Genomic DNA, 16,545 nt, shown 5'->3' on the forward strand with positions numbered 1-16,545 from the left:
GTTCCTTTCATTATATATTAATATTCAACGTATTCACCCTGTTTATAGCCGAAATATTCAAGTAACTCGTCCCATGTCCTGCCTGCAAAGCTGTTATATCCGTACCCCATATCGGAATCGCCAACGTACTTCTTGTCGCGTGCTGTGTCCCAGCAAAGCACTCTGCCGACATCACTGCCGTACATCTCAAGGATAAACTCTATATCGCCGTGCTCAGGGACTTCCCAGTCAAGATCAGCAGTAAACTGCGTATCCTTGCTCCATTTGCCGTAGAGGTAAAGAGGCATATCAGGTATGCCGCGGTTATATTCCCAGCCGATAGTGCTTGCAAGCATACATGACTCCATAACATCGGGATCATCAAGATCAAGAGCTGTTCCCTGCGCAGTGACAGGTTCGGTATTGTATTCAAACTTTTCCAGCCTTACCTCGGAGTACTCCCCCTGCTCATAGCCGAACATTTTAAGCACATCAGCCCAGTTCATCTCCCTGAGCTCGTCGGCTCGGCTGTTATTGCCGAAAACTCCCACATAATCGTCCTTTTTGGTGTTTTTGCTGCACAAAACCCACTGAGGATAGCCGTTATCGTCCGCAGACATGATATACTCTATATCATCCTCGGGAGAATAATAGGTATCGTGCATATATTTATTAAGCTCATCAGTACCGTCGGTATGGGAGTATATGACATTATCCGAAACCTTCTGCTCCTTATCAACGAGAACAGTGGTTATCGCCTTATATAGTGTAGAGGCATTGGCATTTGCCGAGGATTTTTTACTTTTCTTCACATAGCCCAGCATACCAAAGGTCAGGTCAACGCCCTTACCGTCCTTATCGGACGCTTTCTCAGTCGGCGACGCAGTGGAAGGCTCCTCAGTCTGAACGGCCGTTGTGGCTTCGGGTTCAGTTCCAACCGCAGGCTCAGTTTTTCCGCAGCCCGCAGCAGCTGCTGTCATCAGAAGCGCCGCCGCAAAAGCAAAGGCTCTGTTTTTAAGCATATTATGCCCCCCTTTTACTCAATATCTATGAAATAAGGACTTCTTTTCTTAAAATATGCACCACGGGTAAATCCTGCCGCTCGTGCTATCCTCATACCGTCAGCGATATTGGCTCCGATGTCCTCAACTGTGTGTGAATCCGAGCCGAAGCTTATTATCTCTCCGCCCATATCACGGAACATCTTAACGTATTTAAGACTTGGGAAGCAGTCACCGAAGCCCTGTCTCAGTCCCGAGGTATTTATCTCTATTCCCTTGCCGTTGTGAGCAAGATTGCGGAAGGTCTCAGCGATAATGTCGTCATATCGGCTTATATCAGCTTCGATACCGTGTCTCTGCTTCATATATCGCAGGCAGTAGGTAATGTGGCCGACAACGTCAAAGAATCCGTTTTTGCTCATTTCGTGAACTTCCTTGAAATAGCGCTCCAGAAGGGCATATATCTCGTCCATTGTCATTTTTTCGTATTCGATGAAGTAGAAATCCAGCTCTCCCATGACCTGATGAACAGAGCCAATAATAAAATCTACTCTGCTGTCAGCGTTTACGATCTTTGCCGCCTCAGTATCATGGAGTATCTGTCCCAGCTCCACGCCGCAGATAAGGTTGAGCTTTCCCTCATATTTTTCCTTCAGCGCAGTCACCGCCGAAACGGAATTCTCGAAGTCCGCCGCGTAGTCAAAGCTCTCACGGAGATACCATGTATCCTCGGGATAATGTGCCTTTTCGTACCAGCAGTTGCACTCACAGTGGTCGGTAATGGCATATGCGGCAAGTCCCAGCTCCGCGGCTCGACTGACGCAGAGGTCAATATCAGCCTCGGAATCCACAGAAAACTGCGTATGCGTGTGACAGTCCATAAGTTTCATTGTCTCAGCCCCTTTTGTTATATTCTACTATTATAACACATAAGCTTCTGAATAGCAAGCTGTGCAGCGTAAATTTTCCTGTTCTGCAATACTTTTACGAAAAAAAACATTAACGGAAATTTTTCGCTGTGGCTGTTGCTTTTTTATCCGCAGTGTGTTATAATTATATCAATCATTCGGAGCAACCCGAACAACAACAAAACGGAGGTTTTTTTACTATGAGAGCAGTTGTAACTGTAATTGGCAAGGACACTGTAGGTATACTGCACAAGGTAAGCGGTATCTGCGCTGAATACAACGTAAACGTTATAGAAGTAACACAGAGCGTTCTTCAGGATATGTTCGCTATGATAATGCTGGTGGATATTTCAGCTATCAAGGGAGATTTCTCAGAGCTTGTTGACAGAATGACAGCCCTCGGCACTGAGCTGGGACTCTCTATCCACACAATGCACGAGGATATATTCAATTCAATGCACAGTGTCTGATGAAAGGAAGTCCGTTAAATGCTTAATGTATATAACATACTTGAAACTATCCGAATGATACAGGACGAATGCCTTGATATCCGTACAATAACTATGGGTATATCGCTTCTTGACTGTATCGACACGGATATAGACAAGGCCTGCGAGAAGGTCTACAATAAGATAGTCACAAAGGCAGGAAACCTCGTTCCCGTAGGTCAGCAGATAGAGAAGGAGTACGGCATACCTATCGTAAATAAGCGTATTTCGGTAACTCCAATAGCTATGCTTGCAGCTGCCTGCCCTGACGGTGATCCCGTAAAGTTCGCAAAGGCTCTCCAGAGAGCAGCCGACACCTGCGGAGTAAACTTCATCGGAGGCTATTCGGCACTGGTACACAAGGGCTTCAGCGCAGGAGATATGGCTCTCATCAAGTCTATCCCCGAGGCTCTTGACGTTACTCAGAACATCTGCTCATCAGTAAATATCGGCTCTACAAAGTCAGGTATCAACATGGACGCTGTAAAGCTCATGGGACAGATAGTCAAGGAGGCTGCCATAAAGACAGCAGACCGCGACTGTATCGGACCTGCAAAGCTTGTGGTATTCTGCAATGCCGTTGAGGATAACCCCTTCATGGCAGGAGCCTTCCACGGCGTAGGCGAGCCTGACTGCGAGATACACGTAGGTGTATCAGGCCCAGGAGTTGTACGTGCAGCTCTTACAAAGTACCCTGACGCCTCTATAAACGAAATTGCAGACATCATCAAGAAGACTGCATTCAAGATAACCCGTATGGGACAGCTTGTAGGCGCAAGAGCTTCTGAGCTTCTCGGCGTACCTTTCGGTATCGTTGACCTTTCGCTTGCTCCTACACCTGCCATCGGCGACAGTGTTGCTCATATCCTTGAGGAAATGGGACTTGAGATGTGCGGAACTCACGGAACTACCGCTTGTCTGGCAATGCTCAACGACGCTGTCAAGAAGGGCGGCGTAATGGCTTCGTCAACAGTCGGCGGACTTTCGGGCGCATTTATCCCTGTATCAGAGGACGCAGGCATGATAGACGCCGCAGTTGCAGGCGTTCTCAGCCTTGAAAAGCTTGAAGCTATGACTGCTGTATGCTCTGTTGGACTTGATATGATAGTTGTTCCGGGCGAAATAGCACCCGAGACCATTTCTGCTATCATCGCAGACGAAGCTGCTATCGGCATGGTAAACTCCAAGACCACCGCTGTACGTCTTATCCCTGCTATCGGCAAAAAGGAGGGCGACACCCTCGAATTCGGCGGCCTGCTGGGAAGCGGTCCTGTTATGCCTATCAGAGAGAAGTCATCTGCAAAGTTCATCAACCGCGGCGGACGTATCCCTGCACCTATGCAGAGCCTGAAAAACTAAGCGGCGAGCCGCCGCACCCTTGCCACGCTGACGCTCGTAAACTCGCTCACTCTTCCAACAATGCAGATTTTACATCGCTTACAGCACATTACTGGGCAAAATAACATAAAACCACTTATAGGGGCGGATATTATCCGCCCTTTTTAATTCCGCTCTTTTGAAAGGAACGTATATGGATATTCATAATATTCCTCAGCTTTTCGGTCTTCCCGAAGCTTCACAGCTGACCGAACTGAACAAAGGTCACATAAACCGGACTTTTCTCGCAATATGCGGCGGTGAGAAATACATTCTCCAGTCTCTGAACAGGGATGTTTTTTATGCTCCCGAAGCCGTCATGGACAACATCAGCCGCATTGAAGCTGCTTTTGCGGCTGAAAATGACATTGCCGTCCCGCATTTTATCGCCTGCGGCGATAAAAACTATGCGGTCGCCGACGGTGAATTATGGCGTATCTACAGATATATCGCGGCGACCGCAGAAGCCGCGGCTGATGCCGCGGCAGCGGGACGGCATTTCGGAGAATTTATACGTATCATGGACGGAACTGCGCTGAACAAAACGCCCGCCATTGATGGCTTTCACGATTTCGGCAGATACTTTGCGGAGCTTACTGCGCTGGGCGGCACAGTCCCCGACACCATGCGCCGACTGGACGCTCTCCGCGTTAAGCTTGGACAAATATTCACAGATAAACTTAATAAACGCGTCATTCACGGCGACGCAAAGCCTGACAATATCATATCAGGCTCCCCTGCCTGTATAATCGACCTTGATACCGTAATGTACGGCTATGCCGCCATTGACTACGGTGACCTTGTGCGCTCAGTGTGCCGAGGCACGAGCGCTGACCTCAGTGCAGTTCGTGACATAACAAAGGGCTTTTCACAGGGACTTAAAGGCATACTTGGCAAGGACGAGACTGATTCCCTGTATTACGGTATTTTATGTCTGACAGGAGAGCTTGCCGTCAGGTATCTCTCCGACTCAAAGCGTGAAAACAAATACTTCCGCGGAAAGACCTCCGCAGACTGTATCGCCCGTGCAGAGGAGCTATTAGTGCAGCTGGAAATGTTCAGCTCTCACGAAACCGAAATAAAAGAAATAATTTATGAATATTTTGAATAAGCATAGCTGTTCTTATTGCTATTTTTCGTGAAATATGTTAGAATGTATATATAAAGCGAAAAAGGGGGGACGTTTTATGGAGTTTATTCTCGTCATAGCGATAATAGTGGTTCTTTGCCTTATTATCGGCGTAAAGGCAATATATCTCATTGCGGCGGCAGCTGCCCTTGTGGGACTTATCTACGCTGCTTCACTGGGACTGCTGTGCTTCTTTTTTGTGCGTCTGCTCTTTACAAAAAAGCACAAAGCTGTGTTCTCTCGTATCGACAATAGTCCCCGAAGCACCTTCAGGGTAGCCTACTACACCATCGACGGCACCGAATATCCCAACGTTTTCCCCGAGGAGGGACTGCTGCGCAGCAAGCTCTACCGCAGCGATAAAACCTCAACGGTCTTTCTGACAAAAAACAAGAAATTCGTTTACGATAAATTCGCCTGCGCCACCTGCACTATCGGCTTTCTGCTGACTATCGCCACGGCTGCGGCAGTTATACTGATCCTGAGATAAAGAGCTCCTCATGGACGAACACATTTGCGGTTCTCACAGAGTTCACAAGGTTATTGCTGACAAGGCTGCATGGGCAATACCCGACGAAGCCGTGCATCTGCGGTATAATGCGTCCTCCGGGCATGACACAGTCGGCTATATCGCATCAGCTGAGAGTTATGAAGCAGGCTCGTCACATGAACTCACGACGCGACAGTAAGACCATTTCTTATCATGCAGCAGAGCACGTAATGGAGTGATGGATAATGAGATATTTTGATTTTCATACTCATGCATTTACCGATACACTGGCAAACCGCGCCATTGAGGGACTTGCCCTTACCAGCGGTATACAGCCTGCCACAGACGGAACTATAGGCGGACTTCGCCGCAAGCTTGCCGATAACGGCATAGACCGTGCACTTCTGCTTCCTGTAGCAACAAAGCCCTCACAGCAGGAGACTATCAACAATTGGGCTGCTTCTGTAATGGGCGGAGGACTTTTCTGCTGCGGAACAGTTCACCCTGCCGCCGAAAACGCCATAGAAGAACTGGAAAGGATACGCTCCCTCGGGCTCTGCGGAGTCAAATTCCACTCGGAATATCAGGATTTCTTCCCCGACGAGGAGAGAATGTTCCCCATTTATGAAAAAATAGCGGAGCTTGGACTTATCGCCGTATTCCACGGCGGCTGGGACCCGTACTCGGAAGATATAATAAGGGCAACTCCCCAGAGCTTTGCGGCTGTTGCAAGGACATTCCCTGAGCTGAAAATAGTTGCCGCACACCTCGGCGGAATGAAACTATGGGACGACATTGAAAAATACACAGCAGGCAGATTTGAGAACCTTTGGTTCGACGTAAGCGTTATATCGCGGTATATCGAGGACGAGCAGCTTCTGCGCATTATAAAGAAGCAGGGCGCTGAGCGAGTGCTCTTCGGCAGCGACTGTCCCTGGGACGAGCCTGCCAACGAAATAGCTATGATAAACCGCCTGCTCCTGTCTGATAGAGAAAAGGAGCTGATATTCCACATAAACGCTGAAAAGCTGCTGGGGATATGAACGCAAAAAGAAAAAAGCTTATGTACCCCTACATAAGCTTTCGGAAAATCTCCGTAATATAAAATAATGTTTACCCCAACGTGCGGCAGTCCCCCAGACTCCGCACTTTTTTCTTTGGAGCTCTTTTATTGACCGAGCCCCTATCCCTATCTTGGTCAGATGAGTTCCTTTCTCCGCCCCTTGTCGGAGAAAGAAGCTATGTATTGCTGCTCCGAGAGCAGCGTTTATGCCCCCCGTATGATATTATCAGTTAGTTGGTCTGACCGCTTTGTGCAGTCTTATCGTCGATATTTACGTCTATGAGCAATCCGCCGTCCTTGCCTGTTACCTTAGGCATTACACCGTCCCACTTCTGTATCTGTTCGTAAGCGATGACCTTGCTTGAAAGAGACTCCTCAAGGAGCTTATTTGCGTCAGCCTGAGCCTGTGCCTGAGCGAGAATAGCTTCTGCCTCAGCATTGGCAGCGATGACCTTCTTTTCAGCCTCAGTCTTTGCAACGACCTTAGCCTGCTCCTGCTCTGTCTTTGTCTTGAGGAGATTCTGCTCAGCTACCTGCTTTGCTTCGATAGCTGTATTGAACTCAGGCGAGAAATCGAAGTTGACGATATTGAACTTTTCTATATAGATACCGTAGTTGTTGAGCTTGCTGTCAAGAGCTGTCTTGACCTCGTTGCTTACAGATTCACGCTCTGTGATGAGCTGTTCTGCGTTATACTTGGCAGTTGCAGACTTCATGCACTCCTGAACAACAGGTGCGATGAGTATGGTCTGGTAATCAATGCCTACATTCTTGTACATATCAGGCGACTTGTCCGAAACGAGCCTGTAGTTTACAGCGATGCTGCTGCTTACAGTCTGAAGGTCCTTGGAAACTGCGGGAGCAGGTGTCTCATAGACCTGTATCTTGTTGGACATTTTCTCTACGGTCTGAACAAAGGGAGCTTTTATGTGGAATCCCTCTGACAGCGGATTTGCGGAGACCTCGCCAAGCGTGAGAACTACGCCTGTATTACCTGCGGGGACTATTGTAAAGGCATTTGCTGCCGCAAGAATTGCAACAGCTCCTGCGATTATCCATTTTACGCCCTTGAAGCTCGGCTTCTTAGCCGAATTGTTTCCGTTTATTTCTCTCACATTAACACCCATAATTATTCTCCTTTTTAACTGTTTGCTGTATTTTAATTCCTGTTAAGATAATACTTTCCGTCCTCTGTTGCCGATATAACATTGTCATATAGAAGCTCGAATGTAGCCTCGGGATTATAGATACCCATTTCATGAAGCGTCTTGGCACTGTCTGCCGAAAACGCCTTTGATACCTCAAAAAGCTTGATTATTTTCTTTTTGCTCATAAGTATTGCAGTTACAACATTCATTTTCCAAACCTCACATAATTCCTATATCGTATATCCGTAATGTTTACCCCTAAACCTTACATTTCGTCAAGTATTACTTCAAGTCCCTTTTCCATTTCCGTCCTGAGACAGCCGCTGCGGTACCCCATTACCATGACATACAGAGCCTTTTTAAGCTTTTCGTCATCTGCTATTTCCTTAGTATTTTCCGCTACCTCACGGGCAACGAGCGACTTGATATGGTCTGTATCAAAGGCACCCTCGTCCTCAGCGGTGAAGATTATCCTGCAAAAGATATCATAAAGAAGTATATCCTCAATAATATCATCTGATGTGTCCTCAACATCACCGTTGATATAGTGCATAAGATTAGCAATGTCCTCCAGCTTCATAGCCTTGCGGAGCATATTGATAAGAAGTATGCGCAGTATCTGTTTTTCCGAGTATTTCTTGCCCTTTGTAGCCGAGACCCAGCCGCGCTTTATCCAGTTCTGAATGGTCGTGCCCTCCAGACCTGTAAGCTTTGACAGCTGAGAAAGCGTAAGACCGCCTGTAGCTTCAAGAACGGGAGAAATAAGCGAAAACGCTGATTCTCTTGCCTGTTCGGTAAACTTCATTGTAGTACCAGGGATAAGCCTGTTCATAGTCGTTATCTCCTTTCCTGTGATGATATGATTATATCACAGGTTCATACGAACTTCAAGTATAATCCGAGGACGTTTTTACACATTTTCTAATGTTTTTTGGGATTTATCTTACCGTTTTGCAGTTTTTCAAACTTTTTCGCATTTTTTCTTGCGTTTTCACTGGCGCAAACAATATCTTGATAATTCCCCGACAATGTGATATAATAGTATAAATCATAATTTAACGCCTTTGGCGTCCCGAAAAATTGGTATTGTAGGGGCGAACATTGTTCGCCCGTGTCAAAATTGATGTGTATGTTTGCGGGCGCACATTGTGCGCCCCTACATCATTAAATTTTGATTTTAAAAAGGAGGTCAATATGAAATACATACAGGGACAATACATTGTAAAAGAAAAATCCGCTATTGCCCGTGAGATATACAGCTTCACCATAGCCTGTCCAGAGGTGGCAGCTGTGGCAGCTCCAGGGCAGTTCGTACATATAAGAGCAAAGGGCTATACCCTCCGCAGACCTATCTCTATCTGCGGCATAGACAAGGAAAAAGGCACTATCCGCATAGTTTTCGAGATACGCGGCGAGGGAACTGGCGAAATAGCAAAGCTCAATCAGGGCGACCTGATTGATATGCTTGCACCTCTCGGGCATGGCTTCACAGTCAATAATAACTTTAAAAAGGTAGTCCTCATCGGCGGCGGTATCGGTACACCACCCATGCTGCCCCTTGCTAAAGCATACGGCGAAAAGGCTGTTGCCATAAGCGGCTTCAGGAATGCCTGTGCTGTTATCCTTCAGGATGATCTCCGCAAAACAGGCGCTGAGACTATCCTCTGCACCGATGACGGCTCCGCTGGTATTCACGGCTTTGTAACTCAGCCCTTCAGGGAGCTTGCCGAAAAAGGCAGTATCGACGCGGTATACGCCTGCGGACCTATGCCCATGCTGAAAGGCATAGCCGCAATATGTAAGGAAAACAATATATTCTGCGAGATCTCTCTTGAGGAACGCATGGCTTGCGGTATCGGTGCCTGTCTGGGCTGTGCCTGCCGCACAAAGAGAAACAACGAGGAATATTTCGCTCACGTCTGCAAGGACGGTCCTGTATTCAATGCTGAGGAGGTGCTCTGGTAATGGCTGATCTTTCTGTAAAGGTCTGCGGCACAGACTTTAAAAATCCTATTATCCCTGCTTCGGGAGTATTCGGCTACGGACGCGAATATGAGGAGCTCTTCCCTCTTGACAAGCTGGGAGGTATCGCCACAAAGGGAACTACATTACATCTCCGCACAGGCAACCTTGCTCCGAGAATTGCTGAAACTCCCTCGGGTATGCTCAATTCCGTTGGTCTGCAAAACCCCGGCATAGACCATTTTATCGAGACTGAGCTCCCATATCTGCTCACTAAGGACCTTGTTGTCCTTGCAAATATCGCAGGCTCAACTCCCGACGAGTGCGCAGAGGTCGCAGCAAAACTTGACTCCACAGATGTGCATATGATAGAGCTGAATATCTCCTGCCCCAATGTCAAGCAGGGCGGCGCGGCATTCGGCACAAGCTGCGAAATGGCTGCTGAGGTAACAAAGCGAGTACGCGCAGCTACAAAAAAACCTCTCGTGGTAAAGCTCTCACCAAATGTTACAAGCATTGCTGACATCGCAAAGTCTGTTGAAGCAGCGGGAGCTGACGCAGTATCGCTGATAAACACTCTCCTCGGCATGAGGATAGACATCAACACAGGCAGACCGATACTCCGCAACAATGTGGGCGGAATGAGCGGTCCTGCGGTGTTCCCTATTGCTGTACGCATGGTATGGCAGGTAGCAAACGCTGTCAATATCCCTGTTATCGGCATGGGCGGCGTGTCCTCGGGACGTGACGCTATCGAGCTCATGATGGCAGGCGCAAGCGCTGTACAAGTTGGTGCAGCTATATTCACAGACCCATATGCCCCTGTAAGGATAGTTGAGGAAATGGACGAATGGCTCGACAGCAAGGGCATCTCTTCCGTAAAGGATATAATCGGCACGGTAAAGCCGTGGTAAATCAAAATTTAGCGTAGTAACTTGCGGAACCCATGAACGGGATTCCAAAGGGACTGTGTTCCTTTGGTCAGGTCAAGGGCTGACAGCCCTTGTGGGTTTGGGCAGCGCCCAAATAACGAAGGCGTCCCTTTAATGGGACGTCGAGGACGCCGTCCCCTACAATATTACAAAGGAAAAATACAATGATAATAATGTCAGTTGACTTCGGCGACGCAAGAACGGGTATCGCTGTCTGCGGTAAAAGCGAAATGATAGCCTCTCCCGTGACGGTGATCGCCGAAAAGGACTTCACAAAATGTATTGAAAAGACCGCTGCTCTCGCAAAGGAACAGCGCGCTGAGCAGATAGTGGTGGGCTATCCCATGAATATGAACGGAACAGTTGGCGAAAGAGCCGAAAAATGCAAGCTCTTCGCAGAGGAGCTGGAAAAGCTCACAGGGATTGCCGTTAAGCTCTGGGACGAGCGCTGCACCACTGTTTCAGCCCATAATGCGCTGAATGTCACCAACACACGCGGCAAAAAACGCAAGGCCGTCGTTGACGCAGTGGCAGCAGTGCTTATCCTCGAGAGCTATTTGGGCTACAGACGCAACTCTGGCGAGCCTACATAAGCACCGATTTTATATCGTCAAGCAGATTTCCTGCGGCTTTGAGAGTTTTCCCTGCGTCGCGCTTTATGCTCATTTTCTTCATAGGACGGGCATTTGACAGCGCATAGCAGGCAAAGCCAACTACTGCTCCCGCAGCCGCACCCTTAGCAAGTGATTTCATATTCATACCATAATGCTCCGTTATTTATTATCCGCAGCGCGGACAGTAATATTATCTGAAAAATACGCCTAAGTATACCGACGAATAAAAGAAAGCTGCGAAAAATTATTCGAAAATGATCATATTCAAAGGAGAACTATGCAAAATCTCAATATCGTCCTTGTAGAACCGCAGATACCGCAGAATACGGGAAATATCTCCCGAACCTGCGCCGTTACGGGAGCAAGACTTCACCTCGTCCGTCCGCTGGGCTTCGAGGTAAGCGACAAGCACCTTAAACGTGCAGGTCTGGACTACTGGGACAAGCTGGACATCACCTATTATGACAGCCTTGCGGATTTCTTCGGGAAAAACAAAGGCGGTCATTTCTTCTACTTCACCACAAAGGGACTTCACGTCCACAGTGAAGCGGCATATCCCGATAATTCCTACCTCATTTTCGGACGGGAGGACAAGGGACTTCCCGAGGAGCTTCTCCGCGATAATCCCGGGAGCTGTGTAAGGATACCTATGCGCAATGAGCTGCGCAGCCTCAATCTCTCAAATTCCGTGGCTATAGCGGTATATGAGGTCCTGAGGCAGTGGGACTACCCCGACCTTTCCCGTGAGGGAAAGCTTACAAAATACGAATGGTAAAGGAGACAAAATTATGAGAAAAATAGCTATACTCACAGATTCATGCTGTGATCTTCCCAAAGAAACAGTAAAGGAGCTTGGGATAAAGGTGCTTCCCTTTACTCTCACCGTAGGAGGCGAGAGCTTCAGAGAGATGTACGACAAGTCAACAAAGGAATTCTATGAGCTTCTCGAAACCACAGACGAGATCCCTAAGCACTCTCAGATCTCTCCCGTAACCTTTGAGGAGACCTACAAGGAGCTCTTTGAAAAGGGATACACCGATATTATCAGCGTATCTATAAACTCAAAGGGTTCAGGTACATTCAATAACTCAGTCATAGCAAAAAATGACTTTTTCGACAATAATCCCGAGGCTGAGGGAAAAATGCGCATTTACAATATCGACTCAAAGTGCTATACCCTTTTCTACGGCTATCCCGTTATGGAAGCCGCAAAAAAGATCCGCCGCGGCGCTGAGCCCGAGGAGATAGTTGCTTATCTTGAGGACTGGTTCGACGTCTGCGCTATCTACGCTGTACCATTTACTCTCAAATATGCAAAAAAATCAGGACGCATCTCAGCCGCTAAAGCATTTGCAGGTGAGCTTCTTGGATTAAAGCCCGTTATCATGTTTGCTGACGGCAATACCGAGACCGTTGACAAGATAAGAGGCGAAAAGAACATCGTTCCTAAGCTTGTTGAGATAGTTGAGAAGAATATGACACCTCAGACTCCTTATATCATGCTCCACGGCAGGGACGACACAGTGGCTAAGGAGGTCGAAAAGGAGCTTGCCAAAAAGACAGGCAGAAAGTCTGAAATGTTCGGCAGCATAGGTGCTGTTGTTACCTCGAATATAGGTCCCGACCTGGTGGCTGTACTGGTAAGGCGCAAAAACAAGTGATTTTTTCAGTACCTGCGATAAACGCCTGTATTTCGCCATGTAAAGCTATCTTTACATAGATATGTCAGCAGATTCTTACACTTTTTTCGCTTATTGTAAAGCCGCTTTGGTAGCAATCCCATGTGCGGTATGGTATAGTGAGTTCAGTCAAGAGAAATAACTCTGAGGAGGAAAAAATGGAGATCGGAAATCAGATCAAAAAGTATCGCGGAATACTGAAGTGGTCACAGGAGTCACTTGCCGAAAAAGCATATGTCAGCCGACAGACTGTATCAAGCTGGGAAAACGGCAAGAGCTATCCTGACATACACAGCCTTCTGATACTTAGCAAGCTTTTCAATATATCTCTTGACGAATTAGTTAAAGGAGATGTTGAAACTATGAAAAACGAGATCAAAACAGATGATGTGAAGAAATTCAACAAAACGACGTGGCTTCTTGCCGCAGAATACCTTATTATGGTATTGTCACCGCTGCCGCTGATGAAGTATCTTGGCTGGCTTGGCGGAGTGATATGGGGCATTATCTTTGCAGTTTCCATATTCACAGCCGTAAAGATCGAGAAAATGAAAAAGGAGAACAATATCCAGACCTACAGGGAGATATCTGCTTTCATGGATGGCAAGCCTCTTGACGAGATATCCGCTGAACGTATCAAAAATGCCAATCATACAGGCATGAAGGTCGTATATGGTATGATCTCTGCAATGGTTGTGCTTATGGTGTGTGCCATTATCGGATATATCATTAAGTAACAAAAAGGGAACGCTGCTGCGTTCCCTTTTGCTTTATAGGTGCTGTTACTGCATCTTATAAGAATCGATCATCTTCTTTACCATGCTGCCGCCGATAGAGCCTGCCTCACGTGAAGTAAGATCACCGTTATAGCCCTGCTTGAGGTTGATACCGAGCTCGTTTGCAGACTCCATCTTGAATCTTTCGAGAGCCTCTCTGCCCTTTTCTGTCATTACGCCCTTGTTATTGCTGTTATTGCTCATTTCTGTTATCTCCTTAAAAATAATTTGATGCCGTGGTAGTATTATGGCTCTGCAATAATTTTTTATTACATGGAAATTAATGTTCAAAATGCAGCATAACCGACAAAAATAAAAATCATGGCTCATGCTCCGACAAAAGATATAGTTATTCTCAACTTTATTTTTCCTGCACTTCTCCTGCGGTTGGACAAATTATTCTTTCAATACATCACTGTACATATCAAAGCTGATGTTTACTATTCTTTCCTTGACTTCCCAGACATATGGTTTGATTTTTATTTCCAGTTCCGGGATATAAATAATATCGCCTCTTGTCTCGGAATGCAGCTCAATAAAGCATGAAAATTCACCATTTAGGATTCTATCAAGTATATCTTCTTTTGTCAGTATCTTTGCTTTGTCTACACCGATCAGATGTAATATATGAACACTAAAAAGTTTTTATAAACCGAGAAGTCCCATCTGTACAGCAAGTGCATCTGCGTTGGTAACGCCGTTGTCATCGTGATCGGCATTTTTTCTTCCCTGCGGAGTCAGTTTGTATTTATTAGGATTGGATAGAGACTGCATTATTAATACCACATCGGACATATCCACGTTTCCGTCGATATTGGAATCACCTGTTACGGTTTTGAACAGGTCAAGGGAGCTCATGTAGCTGATTATTTCATTTTCTTCCTCATTGATTTTTTCTTCTGTCTGCGGATCATTCATGTTTTTTATTTCTTCATTTATTATTGCAATAGGATCAAGGGACGGATTTTCTGCATAATACTTGTCGAGCATATCGAGTATGTCATCATAATCCGAAGCTCCTACAGCCTTTGCAATGTAAAGCTCTATACACTCAAGTTCTCCGATATCACAGCTGACACCGTTATTGTTAAAGTCGTAATCGTTATTGAAAGCGTCACGTACTTCCTGAGGTGCATCTATTTTCGCATAGATAAAGTATGAAGGATCTTCAGGCGCCGGTATCTCAGTAAAGAGATCCTTGAAAAATGCATAATCCTGAATGTCGGTCTTTCCGTCCTTGTTTATGTCAGGCTCAGGGATCTCACCTTTCTTGACAGCGTCATAATACTCAGGGAACATCTTTTCTATGTCATATTTTGCGAACCGCGGATCAAGAGGCTTGTCTTCGGGGCTTCTGACAGCGTTTACGCCGTATGTTTCGTAAATATTCTTGTATTTATAGAGATATCCCCATATATCCCAGCTGATGAAATGGTTTTCCTCGCTGTTATAATAACTGCTGTCAAAGATCTCAGGGCTGAAATTCGTATAGTTGGTTATATAATATATAAACAGCGTCTGCTCAATATCAGCGAAGCAATGGAGCGAATACTGAGAAGCGGTATCATAGAATTTTGTTGCCTTTTCCCATTCTCTCTCTGAAAGCGGATGATTGGTAGTGTATTCGGTTTTTTCATCATAATGGGGCATTTCCTTCAGGAAAGAAATGTATTCTTCATAGTCCTCAAGGAAGCCGTCATATGTTCTCTTTCTTTCATGTATCTGCCCCGGTTCCAGACTGTGATATTCATCATTTTCGTCCCAGTAACCATAACAGGTCTCATAATAATCATCATAGAATTTGTCCCGGAAGTTATACAGCAGCATGATGTCATCAAAACCGATCTCACCGTCTGAATCGATATCAGCATCAACTAAGCCATTATCCATAAGCTCAGCCATCACATTATATGATGCATTGGTATAGCACATAGCTGATTTGAGATAATATTCTATAAAATTATGTATAGGCGACATTAACTTGTCTGCGGAATCGCTGCCGTGGTATTTCAGTCTTTCAAACTTACCGTCCGACTCTTCGTAGAACATTGTATCGTAGAAATCGATTATATCGAAATCGCCGTCATCATGCCTGATATATTCAAGCGGAACAGGTTCATTATATGTATCAGGACAGTTGTCAATATAGTAATTAGGGTCAAAGTATTCAAGCTTTACCGGCTGAGTACGTACAAAGTATTCCGTAATATCACAGATATTTGCATTCTTGCCTGTAGCCTGCTTGAATTCATTTATCTTTTCTTCGCAGGCGTTTATATTATTGACGATATATTCAGGAAGTTCGTCAAAACAATTGCGTTCAACTGCATAGGCGTCAAAAATGTCAAATTTACCGTCGTCGTTTATGTCAATATCCAGATCATAATCTTCAATGCAGGTTATCAAATTCTTGATATAATCAGGGTACTTGTCTGTACGTGTATACTTTAACGGCTCTGCAGCTGCAGCATTTGCAGCTGATACATTCGGAAGCATGAGCAAGGCGGTTGAAAGTGCGGCAAATCGTTTCATAATAATTCTCCCTTCGTTTAATGGGTGTTCATGATCATATGTTGTAACAGTTTCTGTAGTTTCCACAGGAACAAATTCTGTCTGTACGGCTGCTGACGAAATAATCCTGTCAACAGCAGCGGAAGACGCAGATGCTTTAACAGATGATTTTTCAGTTTTTGATGATGATACATCTGCTGAAGAAACAGCTGTTGACCCTGCTTTCGTTACGGAAGCTGCTGCGGATGAATGGCTTGCTGTCGTTGATAAGACAGCAGCTGCCTTTTCGGCAGTCGGAGAAGTAACAGGTTCTGTAAAATCTTCGATGATGTTACTGTTATCAGGGGACGTGTTAATGAATTTGGCTGAATCCTTGAGATGCCAGATACAGAATGCGGCTGCGGCTGATGCTGCAATACCTGAAACAGCGACTGATACTTTTCGGATACGGCGTGTATGTTCAGCTTTTTCAGCGATAATAGCATCGC

General features: G+C 46.0%; 20 protein-coding genes. 12 read left to right on the forward strand and 8 right to left on the reverse strand.

Annotated elements, in window-relative coordinates:
- Nucleotides 1–17: 17 nt before the first annotated feature.
- Nucleotides 18–1,001 carry a hypothetical protein gene (locus K5677_RS06815; protein WP_296726133.1) on the reverse strand — a complete coding sequence of 328 codons (984 nt, stop codon included), beginning with the start codon at nucleotides 999–1,001 and terminating at the stop codon, nucleotides 18–20.
- 14 nt (nucleotides 1,002–1,015) lie between these two features.
- Nucleotides 1,016–1,870, reverse strand: coding sequence for a histidinol-phosphatase HisJ family protein (locus K5677_RS06820; protein ID WP_296726134.1), 855 nt, complete (start codon nucleotides 1,868–1,870; stop codon nucleotides 1,016–1,018).
- A gap of 218 nt (nucleotides 1,871–2,088) precedes the next feature.
- On the opposite strand from K5677_RS06820, the gene K5677_RS06825 reads away from it, so the two are divergent.
- From K5677_RS06825 to K5677_RS06850, 6 genes are all read left to right on the forward strand, one after another.
- The gene (locus K5677_RS06825) at nucleotides 2,089–2,358 is read left to right on the forward strand and encodes an ACT domain-containing protein (RefSeq protein ID WP_028515335.1); all 270 of its coding nucleotides are present in this window, start codon (nucleotides 2,089–2,091) and stop codon (nucleotides 2,356–2,358) included.
- Nucleotides 2,359–2,376: 18 nt separating this feature from the next.
- A complete protein-coding gene (locus tag K5677_RS06830) occupies nucleotides 2,377–3,735 on the forward strand; it encodes a PFL family protein (RefSeq protein WP_296726136.1) in 1,359 nt (452 codons plus the stop codon).
- A 172-nt stretch (nucleotides 3,736–3,907) separates the two neighbouring features.
- Nucleotides 3,908–4,864, forward strand: a complete 957-nt coding sequence (locus K5677_RS06835) for an aminoglycoside phosphotransferase family protein (protein ID WP_296726137.1) — start codon at nucleotides 3,908–3,910, stop codon at nucleotides 4,862–4,864.
- Nucleotides 4,865–4,940: 76 nt separating this feature from the next.
- Nucleotides 4,941–5,372, forward strand: coding sequence for a hypothetical protein (locus K5677_RS06840; protein WP_296726138.1), 432 nt, complete (start codon nucleotides 4,941–4,943; stop codon nucleotides 5,370–5,372).
- 122 nt (nucleotides 5,373–5,494) lie between these two features.
- Entirely contained in the window at nucleotides 5,495–5,611 is a 117-nt protein-coding gene (locus K5677_RS06845; protein WP_296726140.1) for a hypothetical protein, read from the forward strand.
- Between the two features lie 6 nt (nucleotides 5,612–5,617).
- Complete coding sequence (locus tag K5677_RS06850; RefSeq protein ID WP_296726142.1) at nucleotides 5,618–6,415, forward strand: amidohydrolase family protein; 798 nt, start codon at nucleotides 5,618–5,620, stop codon at nucleotides 6,413–6,415.
- A gap of 250 nt (nucleotides 6,416–6,665) precedes the next feature.
- Here the strand turns inward: K5677_RS06850 and K5677_RS06855 are convergent, their stop codons facing one another.
- From K5677_RS06855 to K5677_RS06865, 3 genes are read right to left on the reverse strand one after another with little or no spacing between them, the layout of a single operon-like run.
- Complete coding sequence (locus K5677_RS06855) at nucleotides 6,666–7,562, reverse strand: prohibitin family protein (protein WP_296726145.1); 897 nt, start codon at nucleotides 7,560–7,562, stop codon at nucleotides 6,666–6,668.
- 32 nt (nucleotides 7,563–7,594) lie between these two features.
- Nucleotides 7,595–7,792 carry a hypothetical protein gene (locus tag K5677_RS06860; protein ID WP_296726146.1) on the reverse strand — a complete coding sequence of 66 codons (198 nt, stop codon included), beginning with the start codon at nucleotides 7,790–7,792 and terminating at the stop codon, nucleotides 7,595–7,597.
- Nucleotides 7,793–7,848: 56 nt separating this feature from the next.
- Nucleotides 7,849–8,415: a DUF1836 domain-containing protein gene (locus K5677_RS06865; protein ID WP_296726148.1), complete on the reverse strand. Its 567-nt coding sequence runs from the start codon at nucleotides 8,413–8,415 to the stop codon at nucleotides 7,849–7,851.
- A 362-nt stretch (nucleotides 8,416–8,777) separates the two neighbouring features.
- Between K5677_RS06865 and K5677_RS06870 the strand changes: the two genes are divergently transcribed.
- From K5677_RS06870 to ruvX, 3 genes are all read left to right on the forward strand, one after another.
- On the forward strand, nucleotides 8,778–9,548 hold the full coding sequence (locus tag K5677_RS06870) for a dihydroorotate dehydrogenase electron transfer subunit (protein WP_296726150.1): 771 nt from the start codon (nucleotides 8,778–8,780) through the stop codon (nucleotides 9,546–9,548).
- Nucleotides 9,548–10,459, forward strand: coding sequence for a dihydroorotate dehydrogenase (locus K5677_RS06875; RefSeq protein WP_296726152.1), 912 nt, complete (start codon nucleotides 9,548–9,550; stop codon nucleotides 10,457–10,459). The genes K5677_RS06870 and K5677_RS06875 overlap by 1 nt, the downstream gene beginning before the upstream one ends.
- 182 nt (nucleotides 10,460–10,641) lie before the next feature.
- Complete coding sequence (gene ruvX / locus K5677_RS06880; protein ID WP_296726154.1) at nucleotides 10,642–11,070, forward strand: Holliday junction resolvase RuvX; 429 nt, start codon at nucleotides 10,642–10,644, stop codon at nucleotides 11,068–11,070.
- On the opposite strand, the gene K5677_RS06885 is transcribed toward ruvX, so the two are convergent.
- The gene (locus tag K5677_RS06885; RefSeq protein ID WP_296726156.1) at nucleotides 11,063–11,236 is read right to left on the reverse strand and encodes a hypothetical protein; all 174 of its coding nucleotides are present in this window, start codon (nucleotides 11,234–11,236) and stop codon (nucleotides 11,063–11,065) included. The genes ruvX and K5677_RS06885 overlap by 8 nt on opposite strands.
- Nucleotides 11,237–11,368: 132 nt before the next feature.
- Here K5677_RS06885 and trmL point away from each other — a divergent pair, with 132 nt between their 5' ends.
- The 3 genes from trmL (at nucleotide 11,369) to K5677_RS06900 (ending at nucleotide 13,507) form a co-directional block, all read left to right on the forward strand.
- Nucleotides 11,369–11,866, forward strand: coding sequence for a tRNA (uridine(34)/cytosine(34)/5-carboxymethylaminomethyluridine(34)-2'-O)-methyltransferase TrmL (trmL, locus tag K5677_RS06890; protein ID WP_296726158.1), 498 nt, complete (start codon nucleotides 11,369–11,371; stop codon nucleotides 11,864–11,866).
- Between the two features lie 13 nt (nucleotides 11,867–11,879).
- Nucleotides 11,880–12,752 carry a DegV family protein gene (locus tag K5677_RS06895; RefSeq protein ID WP_296726160.1) on the forward strand — a complete coding sequence of 291 codons (873 nt, stop codon included), beginning with the start codon at nucleotides 11,880–11,882 and terminating at the stop codon, nucleotides 12,750–12,752.
- Between the two features lie 176 nt (nucleotides 12,753–12,928).
- Nucleotides 12,929–13,507, forward strand: a complete 579-nt coding sequence (locus K5677_RS06900; RefSeq protein ID WP_296726163.1) for a helix-turn-helix transcriptional regulator — start codon at nucleotides 12,929–12,931, stop codon at nucleotides 13,505–13,507.
- A 45-nt stretch (nucleotides 13,508–13,552) separates the two neighbouring features.
- Here the strand turns inward: K5677_RS06900 and K5677_RS06905 are convergent, their stop codons facing one another.
- Complete coding sequence (locus tag K5677_RS06905) at nucleotides 13,553–13,750, reverse strand: alpha/beta-type small acid-soluble spore protein (RefSeq protein ID WP_173458810.1); 198 nt, start codon at nucleotides 13,748–13,750, stop codon at nucleotides 13,553–13,555.
- A 441-nt stretch (nucleotides 13,751–14,191) separates the two neighbouring features.
- Complete coding sequence (locus K5677_RS06910; RefSeq protein ID WP_296726166.1) at nucleotides 14,192–16,078, reverse strand: hypothetical protein; 1,887 nt, start codon at nucleotides 16,076–16,078, stop codon at nucleotides 14,192–14,194.
- Nucleotides 16,079–16,545 lie beyond the last annotated feature (467 nt).

The sequence above is a fragment of the Ruminococcus sp. genome (genome assembly GCF_024684275.1).

Coding starts and splice junctions, on each gene's coding strand:
- K5677_RS06815 (WP_296726133.1), bottom strand. CDS start 1,001: ATGCTTAAAAACAGAGCCTTTGCTTTTGCGGCGGCGCTTCTGATGACA.
- K5677_RS06820 (WP_296726134.1), bottom strand. CDS start 1,870: ATGAAACTTATGGACTGTCACACGCATACGCAGTTTTCTGTGGATTCC.
- K5677_RS06825 (WP_028515335.1), top strand. CDS start 2,089: ATGAGAGCAGTTGTAACTGTAATTGGCAAGGACACTGTAGGTATACTG.
- K5677_RS06830 (WP_296726136.1), top strand. CDS start 2,377: ATGCTTAATGTATATAACATACTTGAAACTATCCGAATGATACAGGAC.
- K5677_RS06835 (WP_296726137.1), top strand. CDS start 3,908: ATGGATATTCATAATATTCCTCAGCTTTTCGGTCTTCCCGAAGCTTCA.
- K5677_RS06840 (WP_296726138.1), top strand. CDS start 4,941: ATGGAGTTTATTCTCGTCATAGCGATAATAGTGGTTCTTTGCCTTATT.
- K5677_RS06845 (WP_296726140.1), top strand. CDS start 5,495: ATGACACAGTCGGCTATATCGCATCAGCTGAGAGTTATGAAGCAGGCT.
- K5677_RS06850 (WP_296726142.1), top strand. CDS start 5,618: ATGAGATATTTTGATTTTCATACTCATGCATTTACCGATACACTGGCA.
- K5677_RS06855 (WP_296726145.1), bottom strand. CDS start 7,562: ATGGGTGTTAATGTGAGAGAAATAAACGGAAACAATTCGGCTAAGAAG.
- K5677_RS06860 (WP_296726146.1), bottom strand. CDS start 7,792: ATGAATGTTGTAACTGCAATACTTATGAGCAAAAAGAAAATAATCAAG.
- K5677_RS06865 (WP_296726148.1), bottom strand. CDS start 8,415: ATGAACAGGCTTATCCCTGGTACTACAATGAAGTTTACCGAACAGGCA.
- K5677_RS06870 (WP_296726150.1), top strand. CDS start 8,778: ATGAAATACATACAGGGACAATACATTGTAAAAGAAAAATCCGCTATT.
- K5677_RS06875 (WP_296726152.1), top strand. CDS start 9,548: ATGGCTGATCTTTCTGTAAAGGTCTGCGGCACAGACTTTAAAAATCCT.
- ruvX (WP_296726154.1), top strand. CDS start 10,642: ATGATAATAATGTCAGTTGACTTCGGCGACGCAAGAACGGGTATCGCT.
- K5677_RS06885 (WP_296726156.1), bottom strand. CDS start 11,236: ATGAATATGAAATCACTTGCTAAGGGTGCGGCTGCGGGAGCAGTAGTT.
- trmL (WP_296726158.1), top strand. CDS start 11,369: ATGCAAAATCTCAATATCGTCCTTGTAGAACCGCAGATACCGCAGAAT.
- K5677_RS06895 (WP_296726160.1), top strand. CDS start 11,880: ATGAGAAAAATAGCTATACTCACAGATTCATGCTGTGATCTTCCCAAA.
- K5677_RS06900 (WP_296726163.1), top strand. CDS start 12,929: ATGGAGATCGGAAATCAGATCAAAAAGTATCGCGGAATACTGAAGTGG.
- K5677_RS06905 (WP_173458810.1), bottom strand. CDS start 13,750: ATGAGCAATAACAGCAATAACAAGGGCGTAATGACAGAAAAGGGCAGA.
- K5677_RS06910 (WP_296726166.1), bottom strand. CDS start 16,078: ATGAAACGATTTGCCGCACTTTCAACCGCCTTGCTCATGCTTCCGAAT.